The sequence below is a fragment of the Pseudomonas sp. GW821-FHT10B02 genome (assembly GCF_059415665.1).
This window is the reverse complement of sequence record NZ_JBWKNR010000002.1, coordinates 1-25,647: the sequence shown is the minus strand read 5'-3', so window position 1 is coordinate 25,647 and position 25,647 is coordinate 1. Positions and strand designations below refer to the sequence as shown.

Here is a 25,647-nt window from a genome sequence, read left to right as displayed (position 1 = left end):
TTACTCCTCTGCCCCAGCAGCTGAATGCATACTCACGTCCATCCCTTCGGTACCGGCCGCTTCTTTGCTCTGCTCTTTTTCGTGGACCGGCCGACCGCGGTTCATGCCTTCGTACTTGTCGACGATGGACTGGAACTGCTCAGGCGAGGCCACGCTGTACAGCGCGACTGGATTGTTTTCGCTAGTTTTGGCCAATGCCGCATATTCAGCCGCATCCAGCTGTTTAGGCGATTGCTTGACTTCGTTCACCCATGCCTCGAAATCGGCCTGGGAGGTGGCAGTTGCCTTGAACTTCATACCGGTGAAGCCAGCACCGCTGTAGTTCGCCGAGATACCGTCGAACTCGCCGTTCTCGTTGGCGATCAGGTGCAGCTTGGTGGTCATGCCAGCCATTGCGTAGATCTGGCCGCCCAGGCCCGGAATGAAGAACGAGTTCATCACCGAGTCGGAGGTCACGCGGAAGTTGACCGGGGTGTTGGCCGGGAAGACGATCTTGTTGACCGTGGCAATGCCTTGTTCCGGGTAGATGAACAGCCATTTCCAGTCCAGGGCGACCACGTCGATCTGCACCGGCTTCACATCGGAAACCAGCGGACGATACGGGTCCAGCTCGTGGGTGGTCTTGTAGGTCACATAGCCCAGGGCGATGATGATCAGAACCGGGATGGTCCAGACCGCCACTTCGATCTTGGTCGAGTGCGACCAGTCAGGGGTGTAAGTGGCTGCCTTGTTGGAAGCGCGATACTTCCAGGCGAACGCGATGGTCATGAAAATGACAGGAATCACCACCAGCAACATCAAGCCGGTAGCGATGAGGATAAGGTTCTTTTGCTCAATGCCGACCTGGCCCTTCGGGTCGAGCAGGGTCCAGTTGCACCCACTGAGTAAAAGCATGCCTAAAAAGGGCAGAATGCCAAACAGTCTGGGGTAACGCTTTTTACTCATCTCACGACCTCTAGAGCAGCTTGCTTCAATGCAATTTGTGTTTTGGTCGCCAACACTTCGTCCTGCCAAGCGTTAGCATTTATGGGATCGAATACGGTCATGCCTTGAGGCCAGCTGCGGCGGCTCGGCATAAACCGGGTATTACGGTGCTTATTGTTTTGACTTCGTAGGCAACAGGCCTGTTTTCAGACCAATTCCATTTGGTGCGGGAAATCACGGAGGGGGGTCAGCCCGGCATCGCCGCAGGCGATGCTCGTCAGAGTCAGCAAAAAGAGCCCTGAAGCTCCTTTAATCCTGCGACTCGCAAGCGGTGCCGAACGGAAATTGGGGGCGATTGTAGATAGGTCGTCATTCAATGACTATGACTAATTGAGCAACAGTCTTTTACAGAATTGACAACAATCAAGCCTGAAAAATCAGTTTCGCGACAGTTTGTCGCACCCCGTTCAATACCCCTGAAGCCCTTGTATTACAAGGCCTCAGACTTGATCTAGATCAAGGCGGGTGCGACACCGAATGAAAGTTCCATTGCACATCAGACTTGCATCAACACGTGACTTTTGTCTAAGGCTTGCGACGGTTGCGGTAGATCCCCAGGGGCACCAGAACAGCCGTGAGGATGAAGGCCAGCAGCGCCCACTGCGCCAGGGAAAGCCCCAATACCGGTGGGTAAGGCGTGGAACAGAATCCATCGACCTGGAACACCAGCGGCAATACCGACGCCAACGGCAAACCATCGACGATCGGCTGCAGGGTATCGATGCCACAGCTGACCGCAGGGTTGGCCAGAATATACACATGGTTGCTGGCAGCAGCGATGCCACCGATGGCACTGAGCACCACCAGGCCTTCGAGGACAGTCAGGCTGCGCACCCCGGGCATGGCGGCGCCAATAAAGGCAAACACGGCAATCAGCAACAGCGCATAGCGTTGCAGGATACACAGTGGGCAAGGCGCTTCGCCGAGCACCACCTGCATATACAAGGCACCGCCGATCAGGGCCAGGCAGATCAGCCCCAGCAGTACCAGAAAGCGCCGTTCCCGGTTCAGGCGCGATGTTTGCTCGTTCATTGCATATCCTTGGTTGACTGAATGGCTCGACTGCCTGCCCGCAATTCTACACGCTCAACCAGACCTTTAAGAACGGTAAAAGTGCCGCGCCAGACTCGCTCAAACTGGCATGGCCAGCGGCGCAAAGCAGAATGCTGAATTGCCACTATCTTAGTCCTGTGGATTACCCTATCATTAACACTGTACAAATAAACAGTGTCGAGCACATCGATATTCAAAAGGCATGTGAGGTGATGAATGGCCGTCGAAGTGGTATACCGCAGCAGCCGCGATCTGGAGCGCTTGTTCATGGATAAAGCCGAAGCTGACCGTCACGACAAGATGCTCGAACTGGCCGAGCTGCTCGCCGAGGTCCTAAAAAAAGCCGTACCGTCGCTCAGCGAACAGCAGGTCGAGGACGCCGGCATCTATATGGCCAAGAACCGCGACGTGTTTGCCAAGGCGTTCAAGAGTCAGCCAGACGCACTGTCCGAGCTGCTTGCCGATACTGCCGCCGAGTAACTCTGCTCAGCCATAGATCAAGCGTTCGGCAAGCATCTGCGCTACCCGCGCCGGTGAGCGCTTTTCTGCCTGGGCGTGGGCAAACACTTCGGTCAGGCGCGAGGGAATGCGCGCCAGGTGCGCGGTGATGGTACTCAGGTCCTCGCCACTGTGCTTGAGCGCCACGTAGATCAAGCCACCGGCATTGATGACGTAGTCAGGCGCATAGAGGATCCCGCGGTTTTCCAGTTGATCGGCCACCTGCAGGGTGGTCAGCTGATTGTTGGCCGCCCCTGCCACTGCCGCACAGCGCAGCTGCATCACACTCTGGCCATTGAGCACCGGCCCGACACCACACGGCGCGAAGATGTCGCAGGGTGTGCTGATCAGCATCTCGTTGGCCACCGGGCGCGCATTGAACTGCTCGATGGCCAGTTGCACCCTCCCCGGGTCATGGTCGCTGACCAGCAATTCGGCGCCTGCCGCATGTAACTGCTCGGCCAGTGCATACCCGACGTTACCCAGCCCCTGTACCGCGACCCGCAAGCCTTCCAGGTTGTCGCTGCCCAAGCGCGCCATGGAAGTAGCGCGAATGCCGGCGAACACGCCCATGGCGGCATGCGGTGAGGGATCGCCAGCTGCCGTGGTGCTGGTGACATGCTGGGTACTCTGGGCAATACAATCCATGTCCAGCGTCGAGGTGCCGCTGTCTACCGCAGTGATGAAGCGTCCCTGCAAGGTCTCGACAAAGCGACCAAAGGCTTCGAACAGGGCCGCACGGTTTTCCACGTGCGGGTTGCGAATGATCACCGCCTTGCCGCCACCCAGCGGCAGGCCAGCCAGCGCGGCTTTGTAGCTCATGCCCTGGGCCAGGCGTATGGCATCGATCATGGCGCTGTCATCGTCTGGGTAGGCCAGGTAACGACAGCCGCCCATGGCCGGTCCCAGGTGTTCGCTGTGAATGGCGACCACCGCTTTCAGACCGGTTGGCGGGTCGATGCACAGGTGCAGCGATTGCGTGCGAGTGCTTTGCATCAGCGCGAACATCAGCGGGCTCCTCAGTGAGGTGCTGATCCCAGTATAGGCCGCGCATTGCCGATTGATGACAACACCCGGACCACTGGACGAAAGGCTTGGCCAGCGCTACAAACTAAGCTTGAGCGGAGATTCTCATGAGCCCACGCCAAGCCTGTCTCGCCTGCCTGGAACGTGATCCGGCTGCCTTGCTGGAGGCCGCGCTATGGGTCGCCGCCGAACACGACAGCAGCGTTCACCCCCCGCTCATCATGCTCCAGGTGAAAACGCTGCAGCAGGAAGTCAGCGCCGGCCTGCCGATGCTACCGCTCAGCGAACTGGCGCAGCCGTTATTGCGCCGCCTCAATGCCTTGGGGTTCCAGCAAGATGAATATCATCCGATACGCCCACAAGCGGCCCTGCTCGACAAGGTGCTGGAGCGGCGCCGCGGCCAGCCGCTGGCCCTGGCTTTACTGACCCTGGAGCTGGCGCGTGGCCTGTCGATTCCGCTGGAGGGGGTGAATTTTCCCGGGCATTTTCTCTTGCGCGTACCCGGCGCCGACCACCTGCTCGACCCCTGCGGCGGCCGCAGGCTCTACCCTGCAGACTGTCGCGAACTGCTCGGCCGCCAGTTCGGCCCACAGCTGCAGCTCAACGCCGATCACCTGCTTACCGCCACTCCCAAGCAGATGCTCCAGCGCCTGTCACGCAACCTGCGCCAGCTGCATTCAACCCACGACGATGACCTGGCAGCGCTCAAGGACGCCGAACGGGTACTGCAACTGGGCCCGGCCACCGCCAGCGACTACCTGGCCCGTGCCACCCTTTACCAGCACCTGGACTGCCCCCAGGCCGAACGCTACGACCTGGAGTACGCGCTGCTGCTCAGTGACGATCCGATCCAGCGCCTGCGCCTGACCGAGCGTCTGGGGCAGTTGCATCAACCGCCCCCCTCGGTGCACTGAGCCTGCAAACAGGCTCAGGGTGTGTCGGGTTGCCTGCCCGGGTCAGCCTGGATAAACGCCGGATGCTCCTCGGCCAGTGCTGCGACGCGGCGGATGCGCGGGTAGTCGGCGAGGTTGATGTTGAAGCGCTGTGCGGCATACAGCTGCGGAATCAGGTAGACATCCGCCAGCCCGGGTTCTTCACCAAAGCAAAAACCGTCATCACCGATCAGTTTCTCCACCGCCGCCAGCCCTTGGCTGATCCAGTGCGCGATCCAGGCATTGACCTGCTCCTCGTCATGGCCCAACCCGCGCAGTTGATTGAGCACGCTGACGTTGTGCAGCGGATGCACATCGCACCCGATCAGCGCCGCCACACCGCGCACCTGGGCGCGCAGCACAGGTTCCTCAGGCAGCAGCGCCGGCTGTGGATAAACCTCCTCCAGGTACTCGATGATCGCCGGTGACTGCACCAGCAGTTCACCCGAGTCGATCCTCAAGGCCGGCACCCGGCCCTGGGGATTGAGCGCGAGGAAATGTTCCTCACGCTGCTCGCCCTTGAGCAGATTGACCGGCACGTACTGGTACTCAAGCTGCTTGAGTGCCAGGGCAATCCTTACCCGATAGGACGAGGTCGAACGGAAGTAGTTGTACAGATCCATGGCCCTGCCCTCTTACCTGGCTGGAAGAATCTTGCCGCGGCACTCACCGAAACCGATCGATGCCACACCCTCACGCACGCAACGGGCACGCAGAATGATCTCGTCACCGTCCTCGAGGAACTTGCGCACTTCACCGGACGCCAGTTGCACCGGTTCTTTGCCGCCCTGGGTAATTTCCAGCAGGCTGCCGAACTGGCCAGGCTGGGCGCCCGACAAGGTACCGGAACCAAACAGGTCACCCGGCTGCAGCTGACAACCGTTGACGCTGTGGTGAGCGACCATCTGCGCGACGGTCCAGTACATGCTTAAAGTATTGCTCAAGGTCAGACGATGGGCCGGCAGGTTTTGCTCGCGCATGCGCTCGGTCAACAACAGCACTTCCAGCTCGATATCAAAAGCACCGGCAGCCTGATCGCGTTTATCCAGCAGGTACGACAGCGGCTGCGGATCACCTTCAGGACGCGCCGGCTGGGCGCAGCGGAAAGGCTCCAGCGCTTCGGCGGTCACCACCCAGGGGGAAACCGTCGAGATGAAGCTTTTCGACAGGAACGGGCCAAGCGGCTGGTATTCCCAGGCCTGGATGTCACGCGCGGACCAGTCGTTGAGCAGGCAGAAACCGGCAATGTGCTCGGCCGCTTCGGCGACCGGAATCGACTCGCCCATCTCGTTGCCCTGGCCAATCCAGATGCCCAGCTCCAGCTCGTAGTCCAGGCGCGCGCAGGGGCCGAAGCTTGGCTCGCTCTGCCCGGCTGGCAGGGTCTGGCCTTTCGGTCGACGGACGTCGGTGCCGGACGGGCGAATGGTCGAAGCACGGCCGTGATAACCGATCGGCACATATTTGTAGTTGGGCAGCAGCGGGTTGTCCGGGCGGAACAGCTTGCCAACGTTCTTGGCGTGCTCAATGCCTACATAGAAATCGGTGTAGTCGCCAATCTGGGCCGGCAGGTGCAGTTGGCACTCGGCGCTGGCCAGCAGCAGTGGCTTGAGTGCCGCCTGATGCTCGCTGTGCTCGCCGAGCAGTTGCAGCAGACGCTCGCGCAGTGCCACGCGGGCCACACGGCCCAGCGCAAAGTAAGCATTCAGGGCACCACCACGGGTGGCCTCGACGGCGGTACGCGCCTGGCCCTCGAACAGACCGGCAGCCAGCGCGCCTTCAAGGTCGAGAATCGCATCGCCAATGGCCACGCCACAGCGCTTGGCTTGATTCTTATGCGTGAAGATCCCCAGCGGCAGGTTCTGCAGTGGAAAATCGCGATGCCCGTTGGCGTGTTCGACCCAACTGCGGGCAATAGCGGACTGATTCATGGGTTATCTCCGATTCGGGGTGAAGGTGCTCGGCAACGAGGCCCAGCAACTATCGTAGTCGGCCTGCAGCTGCGGGCACTCAAGAGCATGGCGGCTCGGACGCAGCACCTGGCTGGTCTCGAACATGAACGCCATGGTGTTGTCGATCTTGTTTGGCGCAAGTTCGACGGCGATGGCCTTGGCGCAGGTTTCCGCATCCGGGCCATGGGCGCTCATGCAACTGTGCAGGGACGCGCCACCGGGCAGGAAGCCTTCGGCCTTGGCATCGTATTCGCCCTTGATCAGGCCCATGAACTCGTTCATCAGGTTGCGGTGGAACCAAGGCGGACGGAAGGTGTTCTCGGCCACCATCCAGCGTGGCGGGAAGATCACGAAGTCGAGGTTGGCCATGCCCGGCACGCTGGTCGGCGAAGTGAGCACGGTGAAAATCGACGGGTCCGGGTGGTCGAAGCTGACCGTGCCGATGGTGTTGAAACGGCGCAGGTCGTACTTGTACGGCACGTTGTTGCCATGCCAGGCGACCACGTCCAGCGGCGAATGATTGAGCTCGCAGCCCCACAGTTCACCGAGGAACTTCTGCACCAGCTGCACCGGGCCCTGATGGTCCTCATAGTGCGCTACCGGCGTGAGGAAATCCCGAGGATTGGCCAGGCCGTTGCTGCCGATCGGTCCCAGGTCCGGAATACGCATGGGTGCGCCATGGTTCTCGGCGATGTAGCCGCGGGCCTGGCTGTCTAGCAATTCGACACGGAACTTCAAACCGCGCGGCACCACGGCGATTTCCAGCGGTTCGACTTCCAGCACGCCCAGCTCGGTGACCAGGCGCAGGCGGCCCAGCTCCGGCACCAGCAGCAGTTCACCGTCGGCGTTGAAGAACACCCGCTGCATGGAGCGGTTCGCGCAGTAGTTGTAGATGCTGATTCCGGCAGGTTTCTCGCTACCGGAGTTGGCCGCCATGGCGACCCAACCGTCAATGAAATCGGTCGGCTCGCTCGGGATGGCCTGCGGGCTCCAGCGCAAGCGATTGGGCGTCACCGCGCCCAGCGGACCACCGGCCAGCTGCCGCTCCAGGCGCTCGAAGCGCGGATGCAGGGCCGACGGCCGGATGCGATACAGCCAGGTGCGGCGCATCTCGCTGCGGGTCATGGTGAAGGCGGTGCCGGAGAACAGTTCGGCGTACAGGCCGTAAGGCGCCTTTTGCGGCGAGTTCTGCCCAACCGGCAGGGCGCCGGGCAAGGCTTCGCTGGCGAATTCGTTGCCGAAACCGCTCAGATAATCGAGGACGGGGGTGCTGTCGAGGTTCATCGAGCCTCCGGGCCCAGTGCAGGCCGGTTGATGGCAGTTGGCTGCGCGCCGTTCACGCTAGCAACACTTCTGCGTTATTTTTATCGTAATTACATTACGCATAACGTAATTTGATTGGCGAAGACCGTCAAGCTATAAAGACGCCCACCTGGACTACCCGGATCGAATGCACCATGGCCAAAGCCAGCTCCCCCGCCGATAACACTGGCAAACAGAAGGTCCGCTCGGCCGAAGTCGGTACCGATATCCTCAAGGCCCTGGCCCAGCTGTCGCCTTCGACCTCACTGTCGCGCCTGGCCGAACATGTCGACATGCCGGCGAGCAAGGTGCATCGCTATTTGCAGGCGCTGATTGCCAGCGGATTCGCCGAACAGAACCCGGCCACCAACCACTATGGCCTGGGCCGTGAAGCCTTGCGCGTGGGCCTTGCTGCCCTGGGCGGGATGGATGTACTGAAAGTCGCGGCCTTGCCGTTGTCGCAATTGCGCGACGCGCTCAACGAAAGCTGCTTTGTTGCCGTGTGGGGTAACCAGGGGGCAACGGTGGTCAACATCGAGCCGGCCGTCCGCGCAGTCACCGTCGTTACCCAGATCGGCTCGGTACTGCCACTGCTCAGCTCCTCGACCGGACTGGTGTTCGGTGCCTACCTGCCGGAGCGCGAGACGGTCGAGCTGCGTGACCAGGAGCTGGCTGTCCTGGGACACAGCGCCAGCGAATACGAGGCGCTGTTCACCACTATCCGTCAGCGTGGCCTGCACCATGTCCATGGCTTGCTGATGCCTGGCGTCGATGCACTCTCGGCTCCCGTGTTCAATGCCTTTGGCCAGATCGTTGCGGTATTGACCGTGGTCGGCCCGACGTCGATTTTCCATGCCGACGAACAGGGCCCGGCAGCGCAGCAATTGCTGGCAGCGGCGCAGATGATCAGCTGGCGCATGGGCTACGAACAGGCCCCTTGAAATGCTTACAAAGGCTCACACTCATTCACAGGATGCTGCGCTAGTGTGAGCAGGCTGCACTGTTGCCAGAGGCGCAACAGTGAATGTCACAATTGGCTATTTTTCCTTCCGGGTCAGCAGCTTATTCTGTTTGCAGCTGGACCGCGCCATCACTGGCAGCCTCTCTGGCCCGGGCATTTCAGGCGTGTACACCCCGCCTCCCGGCAACGGGTTCACCGACGTTGATTTTGAAGCTCCTTGATCTACGTCTTACTTGGCCGCTGCAATGCAGCGGCCTTTTTTATGGCTGCAATATCTTGATTGGCCACACGGTGGGAGCGGGCTTGCCCCGCGATGCGATGTGCCTGACAAACCGCAATCGCGGGGCAAGCCCGCTCCTACCGGGTCACTCGTCCGCATCGTCAAAGTGAAACCGATGCAACAGCCGATGCGCGATGGGCGCCAGGATCAAGCCGATACTGGCGACAAACACCAACCCAACATATTAGCCATATGCGGCAAAGAACAGCTTGCCGCCAATGCTCTCGGGCAAGATCACCGGTCCTACGCCACCCAGCAGCAAGGTGGCATTGAAGATCGCGTCGTGCAGAGGAATGTGCGGTTCGAAATACAGGTGCCCCAGCACACCGAAGAGGATCGAAGCGATCAGCAACAGGCAGGCCGCCAGGCCATGGCGCATCAAGCGAAAGCGGAATTGGCGGGACGAAATGACCGCTTCGGTTCTGGACTCGTACATCCGGTGTGCTCCTGCATCGATCATGGCCGCCCAGCATAGGCATGAGCCTCCGGCGACCACAACCTCAGGCAGTCCTCAGCGCGGCGGGAATTGCTGCAGATTGGCCATCATCTGTTGCAATGCCTCCAGGCTGTCACGCGGGTGTACGGCATCGGTAAAGTCGCCAATCGTCTGCCAGTTGGCCGCGACATCCTCAGGACTGAACCCCTGATGCGGGTCGAAACCCACGCCCAGGCTACGCTCCCAACGCACTTTACCGACCCAGCCGCCACCCACTTCGTACAGACCGCCGCTGTCCTGGCATTGCTCACTGCCCAGGTACACCACCAACGGGCTGACCAGTTCCGGCTTGAGCTGTTCGAATACCTGCGGAGGAATCAACCCTTCGGTCATACGGGTGCCACCGGTGGGAGCGATGGCGTTGACCAGAATGTTGTGTTTGCGTCCTTCAATGGCCAGGGTCCGGGTCAGGCCATAGAGCCCCAGTTTGGCCATGCCATAGTTGGCCTGGCCGAAATTGCCATAGATGCCTGAGGTCGAGGCGGTGAAAATCACCCGCCCCCAGTTCTGCTCGCGCAGGTGCGGCCAGGCCGCCCGGGTCACTTTATAGGCGCCTTCGACATGCACCTGGTAGACCTGCTCCCAGTCGCTGTCTTCCATTTTGTGGAAGGTCTTGTCGCGCAGGATTCCGGCATTGTTGATCAGCACATCGACCCGGCCAAAGGTATCCAGTGCCTGCTCGACAATACGCGCCCCGTCGGCCACCGAATCATGGTTGGCCAGCGCCGTGCCACCCGCTTCACGAATCTGCGCCACCACCCGGTCGGCCGCAGAGGCGCTGGCGCCTTCGCCATGGGTCGAGCCGCCCAGATCATTGACCACCACCCGCGCACCGTGGCGGGCAAACAGCAAGGCATGCGCTCGGCCCAGGCCGCCGCCAGCTCCGGTGACAATCACCACTTTATCGTCCAGGCGCACAGAATCGCTCATGCTCAACACTCCAGGGAAATCAGCAGGGATGCCCGAGTGTCGGCCAGCACCGGCCAGCGCACAATCAAGCGGGCACAGGGTGAATGGCAGGCGATAAGGCCGGAAGATGATGCAGCGGGCCTGGCCCCTCAGGACCAGGCCACCTTCTGCGCAACAGGTTCCAGAGCTTGTTGGCGAAAAGCCAGATAGTGACGCAGCACCTGTACCGGCGCTTCGGTATGGGGGTAATGGCCGATGCCTGGCAGCAGCACGGTATCGGGATTCGGCACCAGCTCCCGGTAGCGTTCGTGCATGTGGGCGCCGGATACCGGATCGACCGCACCGTTGATGAAACGCAGCCGCACACCCTCTTTTTGCAGAGCGGCGACCCAGCGTTCGCGATGGAGCGCACGCTCGGGCACATAGCAAGCCAACTTGTGCAGGATCCGCGTACCGCGGTTCGACGCAACCAGGCTCCAGTAGTCATCCAGCGCGCTTTCGCTGGGATGCGTGCACGGGCCATAGATCTGGGTGACATGGCGCACCAGGTCGTCGCGTCCGAACGAACGCGCCACCAGCCAGCCCAGACGACTGAGCAATAGTTTCTGGATCAGCAACGCTCGATGGCACTCGGGAAACAGCCCGCCATTGAGAAACACACAGCTGGCGATGTTCGCCTGCCCTTCATGATGGCGCGCCAGCAGCTCCTGGGAGACGCTGTCACCATAATCATGAGCGAGCAGGTGCACCGGCTGATCGACTTTCAGGTGCTCAAGCAAGGCCTGCTGCAGGTCGGCCTGTTCGATCAGGCTGTAAAGATGATGCACAGGCTTGGCCGAGTCGCCAAAACCAAGCATGTCACAGGCTATCACCCGGTATCGCTGGGCCAATGGCGTCCACAGGTAATGCCAATCCCAGCTCGCCGTGGGAAATCCGTGGATAAGCAGCAGCGGCTCGCCTTGCCCTGCCGTCCAGTAGCGAATGGTCTGACCGCGGAAGGTGAAACTCAGGCCCCGGGTACGCCAGACACATAATGGAATCTCGGCCAGAGACATCAGCGTGGCCTCGCTGGATAGCAGACTGTCGTGTTGAGCAAGGCATCAGTTGCGATCATTGCAATCACCTCGGCACATTCGTGTGCTCTACTGTGGTGCAGTCTAGTCAGCACCCAGGCAAAGGTAAGTTGCATTGGCAGCCAGCTTATTGACTCTGTGAGTCAGGCAGCAAAATAGCGAGCTGTGTCACACCATCAAGGTCAGCAGCGGCGCCGCACACAGGTTGAGCAGACCGGTCAGGACCATGACCAGACCGGCCACAGAGCCCTCCTCGCCGCCCACTTCATGGGCCCGGCTGACCCCGGCACCATGCGCCCCGACGCCGAACAGCGCGCCACGGGCCAAGGGTGTGCGCAACGGCAGGAACTTGAGCAATACGCCGCCGAACATGGCGCCCAGCACCCCGGTAAACATCACGAAAACCGCTGTCAGTTCCGGTACCCCACCCAGGTCCCGGGCCAGTGGCATGGCAAAGGGCGTGGTGATCGAGCGCGGCAACAGCGACAGGCTCACCGCGTTATCCAGCGACAACAGATGCGCCAGGCCCCAGGAGCTGGCAATGGATACCGTGCTGCCCACCAGCATGCCCAGGCTCAATGCTGGCCAGTGACGCGCCAGCAATGCCCGCTGCTGCCAGATCGGCACGGCGAAGGCCACCGTCACCGGCCCCAGTACCGACATCAACCAGTGCGTGTCGCGCGCATACTCGGCATAGGCGGTGTTCAGCGGGACGGCAACCGCCAGCAGCACCAGCGGCACCAGGATCAATGGCGACAACAGGTAACGACCGGTTTGCCGGTACAACCAGCGGCTGCCCAGATAGGCCAGCAGGGTCAGGGCCAGCCAGAACAGCGGCATGGGCTCAAGTGTCATGGCGCATGCTCCAGCGGCACACCCACTCCACGGTCAGCGCCGTCAGCACCATGACCAGCAAGGTGCTGACGCCGATCACCAGCAGAATCCGCCAGCCCTCATCGCGCAGCAGGCTGCCGTAGTCGAGCAGGCTCATCAGCGCAGGAATGAAGAACAGCAGCATCTCAGCCATCAGCAAGCCGGCGCCCAGCTGCAAGGCCGCCGGTTTCAGCCAGCCCAGGGCAAACGCCAGCAACAACAGCGCCAGACCCATGACCCCTGCCGGAATGGGCCAATCCAGCCAGGCGGCCAACTGGCCGCCGAGCATATAAAGCACGAGAAATACCGCCAGCTCGACGAGCAGGCGCAGGAGACGTTTGACGGGTGTGGGTTTCATCGCGGGGGACCTCTTCAGAACTGTATTCTAGAAGCCCCTTCGCCACGCTAAAAACGAATTGTTAGACTGACTTCCATTCCACAATGGAATTTCGATCATGGAACTCAAACAGCTGCGCAGCTTCATTGAAGTGATCCACCGCGGTGGCTTCACCCAGGCCTCCCATACCTTGCACATCAGCCAGTCGGCGGTAAGCAAGCAGGTGGCCCAGCTGGAACAGGACCTGGGCGTGCCACTGCTGGAGCGTCAAGGCTCACAGTTGCACCTGACCGCCGCCGGCAAGATCGTCCTCGAACGCGGCGAAACCATGCTGCGCCTGCGCCAGGAGCTGCAGAACGAACTCGATGACCTGAGCCAACTGGCGCGCGGCGAACTGCGCCTGGGCCTGCCGTTGCTGGGCAGCGACGCGCTGTTTGCCCGGCTATTCGCCGAGTACCGTCGACGTTATCCGAACATCACCATTCACCTGCTCGAAGGTGGCAGCCGCAGCGTCGAGCAAGCGGTACTGAGCGGCGAACTGGAGCTGGGCGGCAGCCTGACCCCAAACGATCCGGCGTTCGCGTTCCAGCCATTCTGCAACGAAGCACTCGATGCCCTGCTGCCCATCGATCACCCCCTGGCCGGGGCCGCTCAGGTCAGCCTGGCGCAATTGGCCGACACGCCGTTTCTGCTCTATCAGCGCAGCTTTGTGCTCAATGATCGACTGCTCAGCGCATGCCAGCAGTTGGGGTTTACCCCGAGGGAAGGCGGACGTAGCGGCCAGGCCGACTTTCTCGCCGCCCTGGTCGCCGCAGGCCAGGGCGTTGTCCTGTTGCCCAGCGTGGTGGCGCGGGGCCTGGAACGGCCCGGTGTGGTACGCCTGACCCTGAGCGAACCGACCGACTTGCGCTGGGACATCGCCTTCATCTGGCGCCAGGGCGCCTACTTGTCACGCGCCGCCCAGGCCTGGCTGCAATTGCTGCGCGAGCAACCGCAGGCAGCGTGATCAGCCGCGCAGTTTGCCGATCAGCTCAGCCAGCCAGGGCTCGGCGTCGGCTTCCGGGGTGACGGTTTCGCTGGCATCCAGACGCAGCATCGGCTGCACTTCGTTGATGCCCAGCTCGGCGAACAATTCACGCATCTGCTCACCGCCGCCACAGAAGGTGTCGCCGTAGCTGGAGTCGCCCAGACCGATCACGGCACCGGGAAGACCACGCCAGGCGGCGGGCAGTACGTCACGAATTTCACTGAACAACGGGATCAGGTTATCGGGCAGCTCGCCCATGCCGGTGGTCGAGGTCACTGCCAGGAAGGCTTCGGGGGCAAAGCCCTGGAGGTCTTGCAAAGTGGCACGGGCAGCGTGCCAGGCCTCGAACCCTGCGGCTTTGAGCAACGATTCGGCATGCCGTGCGACTTCTTCGGCGGTACCGTAGACCGAACCGGAAAGGATGGCGACTTTCATAGTGGGTTCCGTAACTGAGTAAAAACGTAGGATACTAACATTGGACACTGGCAAAAGGCCTCATTCTCCCTGTGTGAGGTCCGAACCAATCATCTAGAATCAGCCTCCGTGCCCACTCAACTACCTTGCGGACCTCGCCGATGATCAACGCCACCCTGCTGCAACGCATGATTGATGCCTCCAACGACGGCATCGTGGTCGCCGAACAGGAAGGTGACGACGACACCATCCTGCTCTATGTGAACCCGGCATTCGAGCGCCTGACCGGCTATGACGCCAACGACATCCTCTACCGCGACTGCCGTTTCCTGCAGAACGACGACCGTAATCAAGAGGCGCGCGCACTGATCCGCCAAGCCCTCAAGGATGGCCTGCCGAGCCGGGAAATCCTGCGCAACTACCGCAAGGACGGCAGTGCGTTCTGGAACGAGCTGTCGATCACTCCGGTGCTCAACGAAGCCGACAAACGCAAGTATTTCATCGGTATCCAGAAAGACGTCAGCCGTCAGGTCGAGGCCGAACAGCGGGTACTCGAGCTGGAACGCGAATTGGCACAGGCGCGGGCACGCATTGCCGAACTGGAAGGCGACGAACGGTAAAAACAAAACCGCCGTTTGGCTGTCCATGACGGTGAAGAATTGCATTCACAACTGACTTTTCGAGTTCGACCATGCAAGCAAATGCCCTCCTGACCCAGGACGAGCTGGACTTCATCAGGTCCATGCACTACACGTCACAGCCCTCGGCGGCTGAGTCGGTGTCGCGCCTGATGGTCAATGGCGGCAGCGAAATCAAGGACCTGCTGACCCGGCTGATTGCCCAGGAGCAGGTCACCTTGCAGGCGCAATTCGACAACCATCAGATGACCTTTCCCCTGCACCTGGTCGAGGACGAGTTCCATTCCCTGCAGTTGCAGCTGGGCGCACCGCACATCTATGAAGAAGGCCCGATGGTACGTCCATGGCGCCTGACCCTCGAATCGCCGGTAGCGCTGGAAGACGAGCTGGGCCTGAGTACCGGCCTGTGGGTCAAGGAAATTTCGTTCAAGGGTGTGCTGCTGGAAGTTCGCGACCAGCCCAAACCACCGAGCTCTTTCGACCTCTGGTTCGCCCCCGACAATTGCGCGCCCATCGCCTTGCACGGGGTCCTGCAGCGGCGTACTGGCAAGAGCCTGGCCGCCTATAACCTGAGTGAGAGCAAGCCCGCGGAGATCGAACGGCTACGCGAGTACATCCTCCAGGCCCACCGCCAGGCCCATCCGGAGTTGCACCCTCAGCTGTCCAGGTGACCGGCCAGGTACTGCTGCAAGCGCCGACGCATCAAACGCCCTTCACTGCCCAGACACGCGACCTGCGAGCCGATCAGGCTGTCCTGGGCCAGGTCCGCAGCCTCTCCAGCCAGCAGTAACGGACATTCCAGTGCCAGGGCCAGACGGGCCAGGCGCTTGGGCAGGTCCTGCGCCGGTGGATGATTGGAGAACAGCACCAGGGCATGCGGGTTCATACGCTCACAGACCAGGCTGAGTTCTTCCACAGGCTGGCCCAACCCCAATACCGTCACGCCGATTTCGCTAGTGCCCAGCAACAGAGCCGTCACCAGCAGTTCCAGCTCGTGGCAATGCCCGGGAATCGCCGTGAGCACCACCCTGACCTCCTGCTGGTCAGCAGACAGCTGCAAACGCTGCAACACCCGTCCGCGCAAGAACCCATCGAGAAACAGCCATTCGCTGAGGTGGCCGAAGGCGTCCTGGGTACAGCGCAATTCCTGCCAGACCGGCAACAGGATGTCCTGAAATGCCACCACCAGTGGATAACTGCTGAACACCTGGCCGTAGACCTGCTCCAGGCGCCGCTCATCGAACGCTCTTACCACCTGGCGCAACTGCAGCTGCCATTGTTTGAAGTCGTCCTGGGACGCTTGGCTGTGCACAGCTTCAGTCTGCGGTTTTACGCTCTGGCTGCGAGCGAGAATCTTGCCGACCTTGCTGACCGCCACACCCCGCTCGATCCAGCCGAGGATGTTGCGGACTTCGTCGATATCGGCTTGGGAATAGAGGCGGTGCCCACTTTCGGTGCGCGTGGGCTGAATGAGCCCATAACGACGCTCCCAAGCGCGCAAGGTGACCGGGTTGATACCTGTCAGACGGGAGACTTCGCGAATGGGGAACAGCTCCTCATGAGCGAGATCACCGGGATTCAACGAAGGCTGGGCAGGTTCAAGCATTGCCGGAAAACCACGATTCTTGAGGGATGACGGCCATTCTACTCCGGGCAGTAGGTAGCGACCATTGGCATTTGTTCGCGCTGGCAAGCGCTCAGCACTGACGAGTCAGGTTATTTCAGGAATAATCCGTGCCCGCTTTTTGCATGCAAGCAGATGCCGTCCACCACCCCGGACGCATTTCATGGGCCGGCCACCCGCCACGCCCAGTTGCCAGGAGATACACAATGTCTACCCCTCCCGTTACCTTGATGGTGACGCGCCGTGTCGCCGAAGGCCGCTATCAGGATCTGATGAGCTGGCTGCACGAAGGCGAACAACTGGCCACCGACTTTACCGGCTACCTGGGTTCCGGCGTCCTTGCGCCACCGCCGCAGGGTGACGAGTTTCAGATCATCTTCCGCTTCACCAGCGAGCAGACCATGCAGGCCTGGGAGCACTCGGCCTCGCGCAAGGCCTGGCTGGATCGCGGCAACGGTCTGTTCGAGCAACCGCAAGAGCTGCGCGCCAGCGGCCTGGACGGCTGGTTTGGCAGCAATCCGGTGCAGCGCCCTCCGCGCTGGAAACAAGCCGTGGCAATCTGGCTGGCGTTCTTTCCGGTCTCGCTGTTGTTCAACCTGGTGTTCGGCCACTGGCTCAGTGCCCTCGACCTGCTGCCACGGATCCTCCTCAGTACACTGGGGCTGACACCGTTGATGGTGTACTTCTTCATTCCGCTGTCGACCCGTTTGCTGGCCAACTGGCTCAATGCCCCGACGCGCGGCTGTGGGCCGCAGGGTGCGCGCAACCCGGCCTAGTTCGGGTATGCTGGGGGTTATCCAAGCGAACCTGTAAAAGTTGACCGCCCCCACCATGAACAGCCCAATTCTTGTCACCGGAGCCAGCCAGCGAGTCGGACTGGCGTTGGCCCTGAACCTGGCGCAGGCCGGCCATACCGTGGTCAGCGCCAGCCGTAGCAAAAGCCCTGAGGCTGCGCATCCGAATATCATCCAGTTCCAGGCCGACCTGTGCCGGGAAGAAGACCGCCAGGCCCTGATCGACCACCTGAAGAGCAACTATGACGGCCTGCGGGCAATCATTCACAACGCCTCGTTGTGGCTCGATGACGATCTGGCCAACCTCAACACCATGTTCAAGCTGCATGTTGAAGCGCCCTACCACCTGAACCTGGCGCTGGGCGAGCAGCTGCTGAAGATGGCCAAGGCCGATATCATCCACATCTGCGACGAGACCTCCTCGCGCGGCAGCAAGAGCCATATCGGCTATGCCGCGACCAAGGCTGCGCTGCAGAATATGGTCCTGTCCTTTGCTGAAAAATACGCGCCGGTGGTCAGGGTCAACGCGATCCTGCCGGGGCTGCTGATCCTCAAGGAAGGCGGCGACGAAGCGTACCGCCAGCAAACCCTGAAGAAAGCTTTGCTGGAATTCGAGCCTGGCGCTCAACCGCTGATCGAGGCGGTGCAGTTCCTCCTCGACAGCCAGTACAGCACCGGCAGCAACGTGGTCATCAACGGTGGCCGCCATCTGAAAAACCGCATCGCGGTAGACTGAATTGTCCTTGTCACGAGAATGACCATGAACGACCAACAGAAACTTGAGCTCGAAGCCGCGGCCTTCCGCCGCCTGGTGGCTCACCTGGACAGCCGCAAGGATGTGCAGAACATTGACCTGATGAACCTTTCCGGCTTCTGCCGCAACTGCCTGTCCAAATGGTACAAGGCCGCGGCCGACGAGCGTCAGATCGAGCTGAGCATGGATGAGGCCCGCGAAGTGGTCTACGGCATGCCTTACGCCGAGTGGAAAGCCCAATACCAGAAAGAAGCCAGCGCCGAACAGCAAGCGGCGTTCGCCAAAGGAAAGCCCAATGACTGATCTGAACACCCTGCGCAGCAGCCTGAAGTCCGGCGAACATCAGTTTGCCGACACCTTGGCCTTTATCGCCGCGAACTACGACTACCAGCCGCAGGCGTTCAACAACGGTGGCGTGGAAAACGCCGCCGGACAGAACGAAGGTTCGTGCAAGACCCTGGGCCTGGCCCTGCTCGAAGGCCTCAGCGATGAAGAAGCGCTGCTGGCATTCGGCGAACACTATCGCTCGGTACTGGCCACCCCGGAAGGCAACGACCACGGCAACATCCGTGCGCTGATCGAGCACGGCCTGGCCGGAGTGAAGTTCTCCGCCCAGCCGCTCAAGGCTCGCTAAGCGTCAGCACGCGCCCCGGCACATCGTCGGCCAGTTGCCCCTGTTGCAGCCACTGCAGGGCAATTGGCCAGAGCCGGGCCTGAAAGCGGCTGTGGAAAAAGGCGAAATGGCCGATCTGCACTTCGTCGATATCACCAGGTGCAATGCGCAAATGGCTACGCGGGCTGGACCTGAAGTAGCCCAGTAGCCGCTCGATCGCCGCGACCGTACCAAAGGGATCGTCGGTCAGACTGATCGCCAGCGTCTGTGCCGTCACCTGAGCAAACGGCAAATCAACCAGCGCCTTGCCGCTGGGGCGCAGCTCGTAAGCCGCCGTCCGCGTGCTCCAGTCCTTCACCACCCCTGCCGGGGTGTCTTCCAGCCAACCCAGGCGCTTGCCGGGGAAATAGCCGAACAGCCGGGTCAGCAACGGCATGAGCACATGCCACTTGCCGAACAGTTGCCAGCGGCTGTCACTGGCATAGTCCCGCCAGTAGGCAAACTGCGCGCCGACCGTAACCAGCCTGCGCAACTGCGCGGACGATGGCGCCAGCCCTGCGGCACAACCGCCGAAGCTGTGGCCGACGACATCAACGGGTTGCCCGGGAAACTCGCGAGCGGCGCGTTGCAGCATGGCCTCGAAATCCAGCGCCCCCCAGTCTGTCCAGGACGCCTTGAAGTGGCGCATGGACGCCGGGCGCGACTCACCGATGCCGCGATAGTCATAGGTCATGACATCGAAGCCGTGGCTGAACAGGTACTGGGCAAAACGCGCGTAATAGCTGCAGCGCACCGAGGTGGCCGCGTTGATGATCACTACCGGGCGCGAACTGTCCGGTAGTTGGTGGCGCCAACAGAAGCCGCCAAGGGGATAACCATCGCCTGCACGCTCACAAAACGCGTGTGCCGTGTTGCTGGCGGCTGGCAGAGGTGGAAATGTTTCGAGGCTGCTCATAGGGGAACCTCAAACAGTCGCCACCCCTGAGCGAACCCAGGGGCGGCGACGAGGGTGTGGTTACAGCTCGATGCAGTCAAACTTCACGTCGGTGGCGACGTCGGCGTCATAGTCGACATCCGCACGCTCGAAGCCGAACAGGTTGAGGAACTGCTTCTTGTAACCGGCGTAGTCGGTCAGCTGGAACAGGTTCTCGGTGGTCACTTGCGGCCACATGGCCTTGCAGGCGTCCTGCACATCATCGCGCAGCTCCCAGTCGTCCAGGCGCAGGCGGCCTTTCTCGTCCAGCTGTGCCGGAGCACCGTCAGCACGGTACATGCGGTCACGGAACATGCGGTCCAGTTGGTCCTGGGTACCTTCGTGAACGCCCTTCTCCTGCATGATCTTGAAGACCATCGACAGGTACAGCGGCATGACCGGAATGGCCGAGCTGGCCTGGGTGACCACCGACTTGAGCACGGCTACGTTGGCGCTACCGCCGACTTTTTTGCTCAGGCGCTGGGCGGTCTCGTCCAGATCCTGCTTGGCCTTGCCAAGGGCGCCGTGCCAGTAGATCGGCCAGGTGATCTCGGTGCCGATGTAGCTGAAGGCCACGGTGCGGGCCTGTGGCGCCAGTACGCCAGCGGCGTTCAGGGCATCGATCCACAGTTCCCAGTCCTGGCCCCCCATAACGGTCACGGTGTCGGCAATTTCCTGTTCGGTAGCCGGCTCGATGGACGCCTCGATGATGGTGTCTTTGTTGGTGTCGATAGCGGTCGACTTGTACGGCTGGCCGATTGGCTTGAGCGCCGAACGCACCAGTTCGCCAGTCTGTGGCAGCTTGCGCACCGGCGAAGCCAGCGAGTAGATCACCAGATCGACCTGGCCGCCCATTTCGTTCTTGATCAGCTCGATGACCTTGGCCCGTGCTTCGTCGGAGAAGGCGTCACCGTTGATCGACTTGCTGTACAGGCCTTCGGCCTTGGCGAACTTGTCGAAGGCCGCAGCGTTGTACCAGCCGGCGGTGCCTGGCTTGGTCTCGGTGCCCGGCTTTTCGAAGAACACACCCAGGGTATCGGCACCGAAGCCGAACGCTGCGGTGATGCGCGCCGCCAGGCCGTAGCCGCTGGAGGCACCGATCACCAGGACCTTCTTCGGACCATCCTTGCGCACGCCCTGCTTGCGGGTGGCTTCGATCTGATCACGTACGTTCAGCTCGCAACCGGTCGGATGCGTAGTGGTGCAGATAAAACCGCGAACTTTAGGGTGGATGATGGCCAATGTCTGTACCTCGTCAGTGAATATGCTGAGGGAGCCGAATCGCGGGGGACTCGAGGTTCCGTTGCTGTGAGGGTGAGACTACACCCGCAGCGTTGCCGACACATCCGGCTCCCTGGAATCCTTCAGGGCGCTACTTTGTCACAGCGTGGAAAAGTTCAGCAACCGCAGATCTCAGACCCTGAACGCGCCGATCAGGCGCTTGAGCTCCATCACCTGGGCTGACAGCTGGCGGCTGGCATCTTCAGTCTGGTGGGCACCCTGGGTGGTGTGTTCAGCGGCGCGGTTGATCTCGACGATATTCTGGTCGATGTCATGCGCGACCGCCGTCTGCTGCTCCACCGCAGCGGCAATCTGCTGGTTCTGGTCAACGATACTGCCGACCGCACCCAGAATGTTCTCCAGCGCCTGCTGCACCTGCTGCGACTGCCCGACCGTGCCGGCAGCCACCTGGTGACTGGCATCCATGGCCTTGACCGCCGCCCCGACACCGCCCTGCAGGCGCGAAATCATCTGTTCGATTTCTTCGGTCGAATGCTGGGTGCGCTTGGCCAGGGTGCGGACCTCGTCGGCCACCACGGCAAAACCGCGTCCCTGCTCGCCGGCCCGTGCCGCCTCGATGGCCGCATTCAAGGCGAGCAGATTGGTCTGCTCAGCGATGCTTTTGATCACCTCCAGCACCCGGCTGATGGCCTGACTGTCGCTGGCCAACTGGTTGATCACCACCACCGACTGATCGATTTCGCCGGCCAGGCGCACGATGTTGCCTTGCTGGGATTCGACCAGGCCGCGGCCGCTGACGGTTTCCTGGTTGACGCTGTGGGCACTGTTTACAGCTGCTGCGGCACTGCGCGCCACTTCCTGAGCGGTAGCCGACATCTGGTTCATCGCAGTGGCGACCTGTTCGATCTGCCCGCGCTGGCCGCTGACCGCCTGATTGCTGCGTGCCGACACGGCATGCACCTGTTCGGCCTGGCGCTCGACTTCGACCACGGTGTGGCCCACCTGCTCGATCAGGTCATGTATGCGCCGCACGGTGCCATTGAACACCTGGCCCAATTCACCCAGCTCATCACGGCTGCTAGCGCGGAAATTCACGGTCATGTCGCCAGCGGCAACCTTGTCCATGACCGCACCGAGGGTTTTCAGGGTATGCCGGGTCGAGGCGTAGAACCCGCTGTAGAGATAGACAATCAGCAAAAACACGCCCGCCAGGGCAGACACCAGCAGGATCATGTGCAAGCGGTGCTCGCCCAAGCGTTGTTGCAATTGCTGGTCGAGAAACTCGCCGGTAGCGGTGTTGAGCGCGTAAGTCTGCGCTATCAGGCTGCTGACCTGCTGATAGAACGCCGGCCACGGTGCATCGAGGCTTTCGGCCACCACCACCTGTTCTTCGAACAGCTCGCTGGCCTGTTTCAAGGAAGCCTGGCTACTGGCGGCCAGGCTGCCCAGACGCGCTTGCGCCCCGGGTTCAGTGGCCAAGGCATCCTGAACCCTGAGGGCGTAATTGGCAGCAAGCTTGTCCAGGCGCTGCAGCAAATCCTCGAAGCGGGTGCTGACCGCGGAGTTGAGAAAGCCCTGGCCCAGGGAATAGGCGCCCATTGTCCGGCCTTCGCCGAGGGTCTGGGTGACTTCCGGGGTCACCGTGGTCATCAGTTCGGTGAGTAGGCGAATCGCCAGATCGCTGTCCTGGTTGAGTCCGGCCTGGCTGGCAATCATTTTGCTCAGCACTTGGGCCTGGCCCAGCAACTTGTCCAGGTAAGCCACCTTGCTCAGCAGCGACGACTCTGCCTGGGCCGCCTTGAGCTGGCTGAGCATCTCGTCGCGCTTGGCATGAAAATCCCTGGCCTGCTCTTCATCGGCAATGACTGCAGTCAGCCCCGCCAATCGCTTGAACACTTGCTGCTCAAGGTTGGCGATCTGCGTCTCGACATCCTGCGCTTTACCCGACTGGCCAAGCACGGCGTTGATCTGCACCAGGTTGCCCAGGGTTTCCAGGTCGCCACGCAAGGCCAGGCTGTCGGCCAGCAGCTCAAGGCTCTGCAGCTCGACCCGGGTAGCATGGAACTGTGCATAGGAATCGCGGACCAGATAAAAGTTGGTCACCAGCATGGGCAGGAAAAACAGGATACTTATCAGGCTGAATTTCATGCCGAAGCTCAACCGATTCATCAGCGCGATGGCCGGATACAACAGGCTCTTCACGGGTAGTCCCCTCCGATTCTTATTGTTCTGCGCGCACAATGGCACTAGGCCACTGATGATTATCACCAGTACCTGTATAACGCATATCGGAAAGGGGTTTTGTAACTTAAGGTTAATCGATGGCAGGACAGACCAACGGCTGTCCTGCCATCACCGTCAGCCCAGTACGGTCCACAAGGCAAAACAGGCATACCAGAGCACTGCGGAGCGCAGTAGCAGCTCCCACAGCGAGTCCAGCCCGACCAGCCCCTCCGGGCCCGCTGGCGCCCCCTTGGGCATCTCTCCGGCAACATGGCCGACGGCGGCGATCAGCCTCGGCGCACTGATGTTCCAGTGCAGCAGCTCATGCAGCATCACCCGGCTGACCGCGACAAAATTGCCGACCAGCGCAAAGCTCACCCCCAGCATCCGCACCGGTGCCCAGTCAAAAGCATGGCGCAATTGCCCGGCACGCTCGCGCAGCGCTGGAGCATGGGCATGCTCGGCAGTCAGGGCGAGCAAGCGGTAGGCCAGCGCCGCGGCCGGTCCCAGCAGGACATACCAGAAAATCACCGCAAAAAAGCTTTGGTAGGCTTGCCACAGCAAGTGGCCCTGAACCCGTTCGAGCAGCGATGAGGCATCGTCTCCGCTAACGCCCAGGTCGCGCTCGGCGACATGCACTGCGGCCTGCTCGTCACCCCGTCGCCAGGCATCGCGAAACGGTCCGAGGGAGGCTTTTACATCGCCTCGCCCCAGGCTGTAGATCAGCACCAACAGGTGCAGCGGCAGTGCCAACAGGCCATAGGCAACCGGTTCGAGCACCTGAAGCAGCAAGGCCAGCACGATCACCGGCAACAACACCAGGATCGACAACACCCACCACGGGTGGCCCTTGCCGTTGCGCTCCAGGCGCGCCAGTTCGGTGCGAAAGAAACCATCGCGTTGCAGTCGCTGGCGCAGTGCCGAGAATTTCTCGACCCACAGCACCAGTAACAACACCAGAAAACTCATGATCTGTCCTCGTTGTCCTTGAGGGCCGCACGGTAGCGCGGCCAGTCGAATGCCGGGCCCGGGTCGGTTTTGCGCCCCGGGGCGATATCGCTGTGGCCTTGAATCCGCTGCGCATCGATAGCCGGCCAGGCCGCCTGGATCTGCCGGGTCAGGCCTTCCAGCGCCTGATACTGAGCATCGGTGAAAGGCAGCTCGTCGGTGCCTTCCAGCTCGATACCGATAGAGAAGTCGTTGCACGCCTCGCGCCCGGCAAAGCAGGACACTCCGGCATGCCAGGCACGGTCCAGACAGGAGACAAACTGGGTGACCTTGCCGTCACGCTCGATCAGAAAGTGCGCGGAGACGCGCAGATGCTTGATCCCTTCGAAGTAGGGGTGTTCGCTGGGGTCCAGGCGGTTCTGGAAGAACGCCTGGACCTTGCCGGTGGCGAACTGCGCCGGTGGCAGGCTGATGTTGTGAATCACCAGCAGGGAGATAACCTCACCTTCGGCGCGGGCATTGAAATTCGGCGAAGGGCAATGGGTGATACCGGCGAACCAGCCTGTAGCGCGGTCCAGTTGCATAGAAGATCCTGAGGCACAAGAGCACGGCCCCAGTATGCCCCGAGGCGTGACGGGATGCATCGTTAAAACGTGTGGTAATCCAGCGGGCCGGGCCCGACCGCAGAAAAATTACATAACGTATTATTTGCCAAATTCAAGACACTCGCCAACACCGGCTGCCCTATAATCGCGGGCACTTAGCTTGTGGAGCCTGCCATGCCGAATTTACGCCTCGCCGACCTGACCGCCGAAATCGAAGCCAACGTGCGCCGTGCGCTGCTTGAAGACATCGGCAGCGGCGACATCACCGCTCAACTGATCCCGGCCGAGCGCCTGGCCCAGGCCACCATCATTACCCGCGATGATTGCGTGATCGCCGGGACCGCCTGGGTCGACGCTGTGTTTCGCCAGCTCGATCCACGGGTAGCGGTGCACTGGCAGGTCAAGGATGGCGAGCGCGCGCAGGCCAACCAGGTGTTGTTTCACCTTGAAGGTCCGGCCCGCTCGCTGCTGACCGGCGAGCGCAGTGCGTTGAACTTCCTGCAGATGCTTTCGGGCGTGGCGACTCGCGCACAGTTCCTTGCCGACATGGTCGCCGACACCCAGGTCAAACTGCTCGACACCCGCAAGACCCTGCCGGGTCTGCGCCTGGCGCAGAAGTACGCGGTAACCTGCGGTGGTTGCCACAACCATCGCATCGGCTTGTTCGATGCCTTCCTGATCAAGGAAAACCACATCGCCGCCAGCGGTGGCATAGCCCAGGCCATCAGCGCCGCGCACAAGATCGCCCCCGGCAAGCCGGTGGAAGTTGAAGTGGAAAGCCTCGACGAGCTCAAGCAAGCGCTGGATGCCGGCGCCGACATCGTCATGCTCGACGAACTGAGCCTGGACGACATGCGCGAAGCCGTGCGCCTGAACGCCGGCAAGGCCAAGCTCGAAGCCAGTGGCGGGGTCAACGAAAGCACCCTTCGGGTGATTGCCGAGACCGGTGTGGACTACATCTCGATTGGTGCCATGACCAAGGATGTGAAAGCGGTGGATCTGTCCATGCGGCTGAGCCTCTGAGGCACAAAAAAACCGGCCATCAGGCCGGTTTCTCTTTAAAAGCATCGCGGGGCAAGCCCGCTCCCACAGGGTACATAGCGCCTGTGGGAGCGGGCT

29 protein-coding genes and 1 pseudogene are annotated in these 25,647 nt (G+C 61.4%); 11 read left to right on the top strand and 19 right to left on the bottom strand.

The window, feature by feature from the left end:
• Both cyoA and AC07OF_RS03045 read right to left on the bottom strand, forming a co-directional pair.
• Complete coding sequence (gene cyoA, locus AC07OF_RS03050; protein ID WP_038614564.1) at positions 1–945, bottom strand: ubiquinol oxidase subunit II; 945 nt, start codon at positions 943–945, stop codon at positions 1–3.
• Positions 946–1,509: 564 nt separating this feature from the next.
• The gene (locus AC07OF_RS03045; protein WP_157194128.1) at positions 1,510–2,016 is read right to left on the bottom strand and encodes a disulfide bond formation protein B; all 507 of its coding nucleotides are present in this window, start codon (positions 2,014–2,016) and stop codon (positions 1,510–1,512) included.
• A gap of 237 nt (positions 2,017–2,253) precedes the next feature.
• Here AC07OF_RS03045 and AC07OF_RS03040 point away from each other — a divergent pair, with 237 nt between their 5' ends.
• Entirely contained in the window at positions 2,254–2,517 is a 264-nt protein-coding gene (locus AC07OF_RS03040) for a YebG family protein (RefSeq protein ID WP_157194130.1), read from the top strand.
• Positions 2,518–2,523: 6 nt separating this feature from the next.
• On the opposite strand, the gene AC07OF_RS03035 is transcribed toward AC07OF_RS03040, so the two are convergent.
• A complete protein-coding gene (locus tag AC07OF_RS03035; protein ID WP_038614624.1) occupies positions 2,524–3,543 on the bottom strand; it encodes a Leu/Phe/Val dehydrogenase in 1,020 nt (339 codons plus the stop codon).
• A gap of 125 nt (positions 3,544–3,668) precedes the next feature.
• Here AC07OF_RS03035 and AC07OF_RS03030 point away from each other — a divergent pair, with 125 nt between their 5' ends.
• Positions 3,669–4,475, top strand: coding sequence for a SirB1 family protein (locus tag AC07OF_RS03030; protein ID WP_157194132.1), 807 nt, complete (start codon positions 3,669–3,671; stop codon positions 4,473–4,475).
• Between the two features lie 14 nt (positions 4,476–4,489).
• Here the strand turns inward: AC07OF_RS03030 and maiA are convergent, their stop codons facing one another.
• Genes maiA through hmgA form a run of 3 tightly spaced genes read right to left on the bottom strand, consistent with a single transcriptional unit; the run spans position 4,490 to position 7,726 of the window.
• Complete coding sequence (gene maiA / locus AC07OF_RS03025; protein ID WP_476445995.1) at positions 4,490–5,116, bottom strand: maleylacetoacetate isomerase; 627 nt, start codon at positions 5,114–5,116, stop codon at positions 4,490–4,492.
• Positions 5,117–5,128: 12 nt separating this feature from the next.
• Complete coding sequence (gene fahA, locus AC07OF_RS03020) at positions 5,129–6,421, bottom strand: fumarylacetoacetase (protein WP_495072568.1); 1,293 nt, start codon at positions 6,419–6,421, stop codon at positions 5,129–5,131.
• A 3-nt stretch (positions 6,422–6,424) separates the two neighbouring features.
• On the bottom strand, positions 6,425–7,726 hold the full coding sequence (hmgA, locus tag AC07OF_RS03015; RefSeq protein ID WP_038614629.1) for a homogentisate 1,2-dioxygenase: 1,302 nt from the start codon (positions 7,724–7,726) through the stop codon (positions 6,425–6,427).
• A 173-nt stretch (positions 7,727–7,899) separates the two neighbouring features.
• Here hmgA and AC07OF_RS03010 point away from each other — a divergent pair, with 173 nt between their 5' ends.
• Positions 7,900–8,685 carry an IclR family transcriptional regulator gene (locus AC07OF_RS03010; RefSeq protein ID WP_157194138.1) on the top strand — a complete coding sequence of 262 codons (786 nt, stop codon included), beginning with the start codon at positions 7,900–7,902 and terminating at the stop codon, positions 8,683–8,685.
• Between the two features lie 484 nt (positions 8,686–9,169).
• Here the strand turns inward: AC07OF_RS03010 and AC07OF_RS03005 are convergent, their stop codons facing one another.
• From AC07OF_RS03005 to AC07OF_RS02985, 5 genes are all read right to left on the bottom strand, one after another.
• A complete protein-coding gene (locus tag AC07OF_RS03005; RefSeq protein WP_495072567.1) occupies positions 9,170–9,421 on the bottom strand; it encodes a hypothetical protein in 252 nt (83 codons plus the stop codon).
• A gap of 75 nt (positions 9,422–9,496) precedes the next feature.
• Entirely contained in the window at positions 9,497–10,411 is a 915-nt protein-coding gene (locus AC07OF_RS03000; protein WP_157194139.1) for an SDR family oxidoreductase, read from the bottom strand.
• A gap of 128 nt (positions 10,412–10,539) precedes the next feature.
• The gene (locus tag AC07OF_RS02995) at positions 10,540–11,445 is read right to left on the bottom strand and encodes an alpha/beta fold hydrolase (RefSeq protein WP_495072566.1); all 906 of its coding nucleotides are present in this window, start codon (positions 11,443–11,445) and stop codon (positions 10,540–10,542) included.
• 186 nt (positions 11,446–11,631) lie between these two features.
• Positions 11,632–12,318: an LrgB family protein gene (locus tag AC07OF_RS02990; RefSeq protein WP_495072565.1), complete on the bottom strand. Its 687-nt coding sequence runs from the start codon at positions 12,316–12,318 to the stop codon at positions 11,632–11,634.
• Positions 12,308–12,694 (bottom strand): CidA/LrgA family protein, encoded by a 387-nt coding sequence (locus AC07OF_RS02985; RefSeq protein WP_157194145.1) that lies wholly within the window; start codon positions 12,692–12,694, stop codon positions 12,308–12,310. Before AC07OF_RS02985 ends, AC07OF_RS02990 begins: the two co-directional genes overlap by 11 nt.
• Positions 12,695–12,791: 97 nt before the next feature.
• Here AC07OF_RS02985 and AC07OF_RS02980 point away from each other — a divergent pair, with 97 nt between their 5' ends.
• On the top strand, positions 12,792–13,679 hold the full coding sequence (locus AC07OF_RS02980) for a LysR family transcriptional regulator (protein WP_157194147.1): 888 nt from the start codon (positions 12,792–12,794) through the stop codon (positions 13,677–13,679).
• Here the strand turns inward: AC07OF_RS02980 and AC07OF_RS02975 are convergent, their stop codons facing one another.
• Positions 13,680–14,135 (bottom strand): flavodoxin, encoded by a 456-nt coding sequence (locus AC07OF_RS02975; RefSeq protein WP_157194149.1) that lies wholly within the window; start codon positions 14,133–14,135, stop codon positions 13,680–13,682.
• 140 nt (positions 14,136–14,275) lie between these two features.
• Here AC07OF_RS02975 and AC07OF_RS02970 point away from each other — a divergent pair, with 140 nt between their 5' ends.
• Together AC07OF_RS02970 and AC07OF_RS02965 are read left to right on the top strand one after the other, a co-directional pair.
• Entirely contained in the window at positions 14,276–14,734 is a 459-nt protein-coding gene (locus tag AC07OF_RS02970; RefSeq protein WP_191833625.1) for a PAS domain S-box protein, read from the top strand.
• 71 nt (positions 14,735–14,805) lie between these two features.
• Complete coding sequence (locus tag AC07OF_RS02965; RefSeq protein WP_157194153.1) at positions 14,806–15,423, top strand: hypothetical protein; 618 nt, start codon at positions 14,806–14,808, stop codon at positions 15,421–15,423.
• Here AC07OF_RS02965 and AC07OF_RS02960 read toward each other — a convergent pair.
• Complete coding sequence (locus tag AC07OF_RS02960) at positions 15,408–16,358, bottom strand: MerR family transcriptional regulator (protein ID WP_191833627.1); 951 nt, start codon at positions 16,356–16,358, stop codon at positions 15,408–15,410. The two genes, AC07OF_RS02965 and AC07OF_RS02960, sit on opposite strands and share 16 nt — an antisense overlap.
• A gap of 224 nt (positions 16,359–16,582) precedes the next feature.
• Between AC07OF_RS02960 and AC07OF_RS02955 the strand changes: the two genes are divergently transcribed.
• From AC07OF_RS02955 to AC07OF_RS02940, 4 genes are read left to right on the top strand one after another with little or no spacing between them, the layout of a single operon-like run.
• On the top strand, positions 16,583–17,152 hold the full coding sequence (locus AC07OF_RS02955) for a putative antibiotic biosynthesis monooxygenase (RefSeq protein ID WP_157194157.1): 570 nt from the start codon (positions 16,583–16,585) through the stop codon (positions 17,150–17,152).
• Positions 17,153–17,207: 55 nt separating this feature from the next.
• Positions 17,208–17,906, top strand: a complete 699-nt coding sequence (gene folM / locus AC07OF_RS02950; RefSeq protein WP_157194159.1) for a dihydromonapterin reductase — start codon at positions 17,208–17,210, stop codon at positions 17,904–17,906.
• A gap of 24 nt (positions 17,907–17,930) precedes the next feature.
• Complete coding sequence (locus AC07OF_RS02945; RefSeq protein WP_133216756.1) at positions 17,931–18,227, top strand: DUF1244 domain-containing protein; 297 nt, start codon at positions 17,931–17,933, stop codon at positions 18,225–18,227.
• Complete coding sequence (locus tag AC07OF_RS02940; protein WP_198325381.1) at positions 18,220–18,558, top strand: HopJ type III effector protein; 339 nt, start codon at positions 18,220–18,222, stop codon at positions 18,556–18,558. Before AC07OF_RS02945 ends, AC07OF_RS02940 begins: the two co-directional genes overlap by 8 nt.
• Here AC07OF_RS02940 and AC07OF_RS02935 read toward each other — a convergent pair.
• The 6 genes and pseudogenes from AC07OF_RS02935 to ampD all read right to left on the bottom strand — a co-directional run bounded on the left by AC07OF_RS02935 (position 18,545) and on the right by ampD (position 24,507).
• Positions 18,545–19,492: an alpha/beta hydrolase family protein gene (locus tag AC07OF_RS02935; protein ID WP_495072564.1), complete on the bottom strand. Its 948-nt coding sequence runs from the start codon at positions 19,490–19,492 to the stop codon at positions 18,545–18,547. The genes AC07OF_RS02940 and AC07OF_RS02935 overlap by 14 nt on opposite strands.
• A gap of 60 nt (positions 19,493–19,552) precedes the next feature.
• Positions 19,553–20,752: an enoyl-ACP reductase FabV gene (gene fabV / locus AC07OF_RS02930; protein ID WP_038614648.1), complete on the bottom strand. Its 1,200-nt coding sequence runs from the start codon at positions 20,750–20,752 to the stop codon at positions 19,553–19,555.
• Between the two features lie 171 nt (positions 20,753–20,923).
• Positions 20,924–21,628: a methyl-accepting chemotaxis protein gene (locus AC07OF_RS02925; protein ID WP_495072649.1), complete on the bottom strand. Its 705-nt coding sequence runs from the start codon at positions 21,626–21,628 to the stop codon at positions 20,924–20,926.
• A gap of 150 nt (positions 21,629–21,778) precedes the next feature.
• Positions 21,779–21,985, bottom strand: a pseudogene (locus AC07OF_RS02920) (HAMP domain-containing protein); the annotation flags it as partial.
• Between the two features lie 1,125 nt (positions 21,986–23,110).
• The gene (gene ampE / locus AC07OF_RS02915) at positions 23,111–23,944 is read right to left on the bottom strand and encodes a regulatory signaling modulator protein AmpE (protein ID WP_157194167.1); all 834 of its coding nucleotides are present in this window, start codon (positions 23,942–23,944) and stop codon (positions 23,111–23,113) included.
• Positions 23,941–24,507 (bottom strand): 1,6-anhydro-N-acetylmuramyl-L-alanine amidase AmpD, encoded by a 567-nt coding sequence (ampD, locus tag AC07OF_RS02910; protein ID WP_476446001.1) that lies wholly within the window; start codon positions 24,505–24,507, stop codon positions 23,941–23,943. The genes ampE and ampD overlap by 4 nt, the downstream gene beginning before the upstream one ends.
• A gap of 195 nt (positions 24,508–24,702) precedes the next feature.
• Here ampD and nadC point away from each other — a divergent pair, with 195 nt between their 5' ends.
• Positions 24,703–25,551 carry a carboxylating nicotinate-nucleotide diphosphorylase gene (gene nadC, locus AC07OF_RS02905; protein ID WP_157194171.1) on the top strand — a complete coding sequence of 283 codons (849 nt, stop codon included), beginning with the start codon at positions 24,703–24,705 and terminating at the stop codon, positions 25,549–25,551.
• Positions 25,552–25,647: the final 96 nt, after the last annotated feature.

Bases quoted from the DNA above. Each gene is read 5' to 3' on its own strand.
- fahA (WP_495072568.1), bottom strand. From the start codon at position 6,421: ATGAATCAGTCCGCTATTGCCCGCAGTTGGGTCGAACACGCCAACGGG.
- AC07OF_RS03040 (WP_157194130.1), top strand. From the start codon at position 2,254: ATGGCCGTCGAAGTGGTATACCGCAGCAGCCGCGATCTGGAGCGCTTG.
- AC07OF_RS02935 (WP_495072564.1), bottom strand. From the start codon at position 19,492: ATGAGCAGCCTCGAAACATTTCCACCTCTGCCAGCCGCCAGCAACACG.
- hmgA (WP_038614629.1), bottom strand. From the start codon at position 7,726: ATGAACCTCGACAGCACCCCCGTCCTCGATTATCTGAGCGGTTTCGGC.
- ampD (WP_476446001.1), bottom strand. From the start codon at position 24,507: ATGCAACTGGACCGCGCTACAGGCTGGTTCGCCGGTATCACCCATTGC.
- AC07OF_RS02940 (WP_198325381.1), top strand. From the start codon at position 18,220: ATGACTGATCTGAACACCCTGCGCAGCAGCCTGAAGTCCGGCGAACAT.
- AC07OF_RS03045 (WP_157194128.1), bottom strand. From the start codon at position 2,016: ATGAACGAGCAAACATCGCGCCTGAACCGGGAACGGCGCTTTCTGGTA.
- AC07OF_RS03010 (WP_157194138.1), top strand. From the start codon at position 7,900: ATGGCCAAAGCCAGCTCCCCCGCCGATAACACTGGCAAACAGAAGGTC.
- AC07OF_RS02955 (WP_157194157.1), top strand. From the start codon at position 16,583: ATGTCTACCCCTCCCGTTACCTTGATGGTGACGCGCCGTGTCGCCGAA.
- AC07OF_RS02925 (WP_495072649.1), bottom strand. From the start codon at position 21,628: ATGTCGGCTACCGCTCAGGAAGTGGCGCGCAGTGCCGCAGCAGCTGTA.
- AC07OF_RS03005 (WP_495072567.1), bottom strand. From the start codon at position 9,421: ATGTACGAGTCCAGAACCGAAGCGGTCATTTCGTCCCGCCAATTCCGC.
- AC07OF_RS02970 (WP_191833625.1), top strand. From the start codon at position 14,276: ATGATCAACGCCACCCTGCTGCAACGCATGATTGATGCCTCCAACGAC.
- AC07OF_RS03000 (WP_157194139.1), bottom strand. From the start codon at position 10,411: ATGAGCGATTCTGTGCGCCTGGACGATAAAGTGGTGATTGTCACCGGA.
- AC07OF_RS02965 (WP_157194153.1), top strand. From the start codon at position 14,806: ATGCAAGCAAATGCCCTCCTGACCCAGGACGAGCTGGACTTCATCAGG.
- AC07OF_RS02945 (WP_133216756.1), top strand. From the start codon at position 17,931: ATGAACGACCAACAGAAACTTGAGCTCGAAGCCGCGGCCTTCCGCCGC.
- folM (WP_157194159.1), top strand. From the start codon at position 17,208: ATGAACAGCCCAATTCTTGTCACCGGAGCCAGCCAGCGAGTCGGACTG.
- cyoA (WP_038614564.1), bottom strand. From the start codon at position 945: ATGAGTAAAAAGCGTTACCCCAGACTGTTTGGCATTCTGCCCTTTTTA.
- ampE (WP_157194167.1), bottom strand. From the start codon at position 23,944: ATGAGTTTTCTGGTGTTGTTACTGGTGCTGTGGGTCGAGAAATTCTCG.
- maiA (WP_476445995.1), bottom strand. From the start codon at position 5,116: ATGGATCTGTACAACTACTTCCGTTCGACCTCGTCCTATCGGGTAAGG.
- nadC (WP_157194171.1), top strand. From the start codon at position 24,703: ATGCCGAATTTACGCCTCGCCGACCTGACCGCCGAAATCGAAGCCAAC.
- AC07OF_RS03035 (WP_038614624.1), bottom strand. From the start codon at position 3,543: ATGTTCGCGCTGATGCAAAGCACTCGCACGCAATCGCTGCACCTGTGC.
- AC07OF_RS02980 (WP_157194147.1), top strand. From the start codon at position 12,792: ATGGAACTCAAACAGCTGCGCAGCTTCATTGAAGTGATCCACCGCGGT.
- AC07OF_RS02990 (WP_495072565.1), bottom strand. From the start codon at position 12,318: ATGACACTTGAGCCCATGCCGCTGTTCTGGCTGGCCCTGACCCTGCTG.
- AC07OF_RS02975 (WP_157194149.1), bottom strand. From the start codon at position 14,135: ATGAAAGTCGCCATCCTTTCCGGTTCGGTCTACGGTACCGCCGAAGAA.
- AC07OF_RS02995 (WP_495072566.1), bottom strand. From the start codon at position 11,445: ATGTCTCTGGCCGAGATTCCATTATGTGTCTGGCGTACCCGGGGCCTG.
- AC07OF_RS02960 (WP_191833627.1), bottom strand. From the start codon at position 16,358: ATGCTTGAACCTGCCCAGCCTTCGTTGAATCCCGGTGATCTCGCTCAT.
- AC07OF_RS02985 (WP_157194145.1), bottom strand. From the start codon at position 12,694: ATGAAACCCACACCCGTCAAACGTCTCCTGCGCCTGCTCGTCGAGCTG.
- AC07OF_RS03030 (WP_157194132.1), top strand. From the start codon at position 3,669: ATGAGCCCACGCCAAGCCTGTCTCGCCTGCCTGGAACGTGATCCGGCT.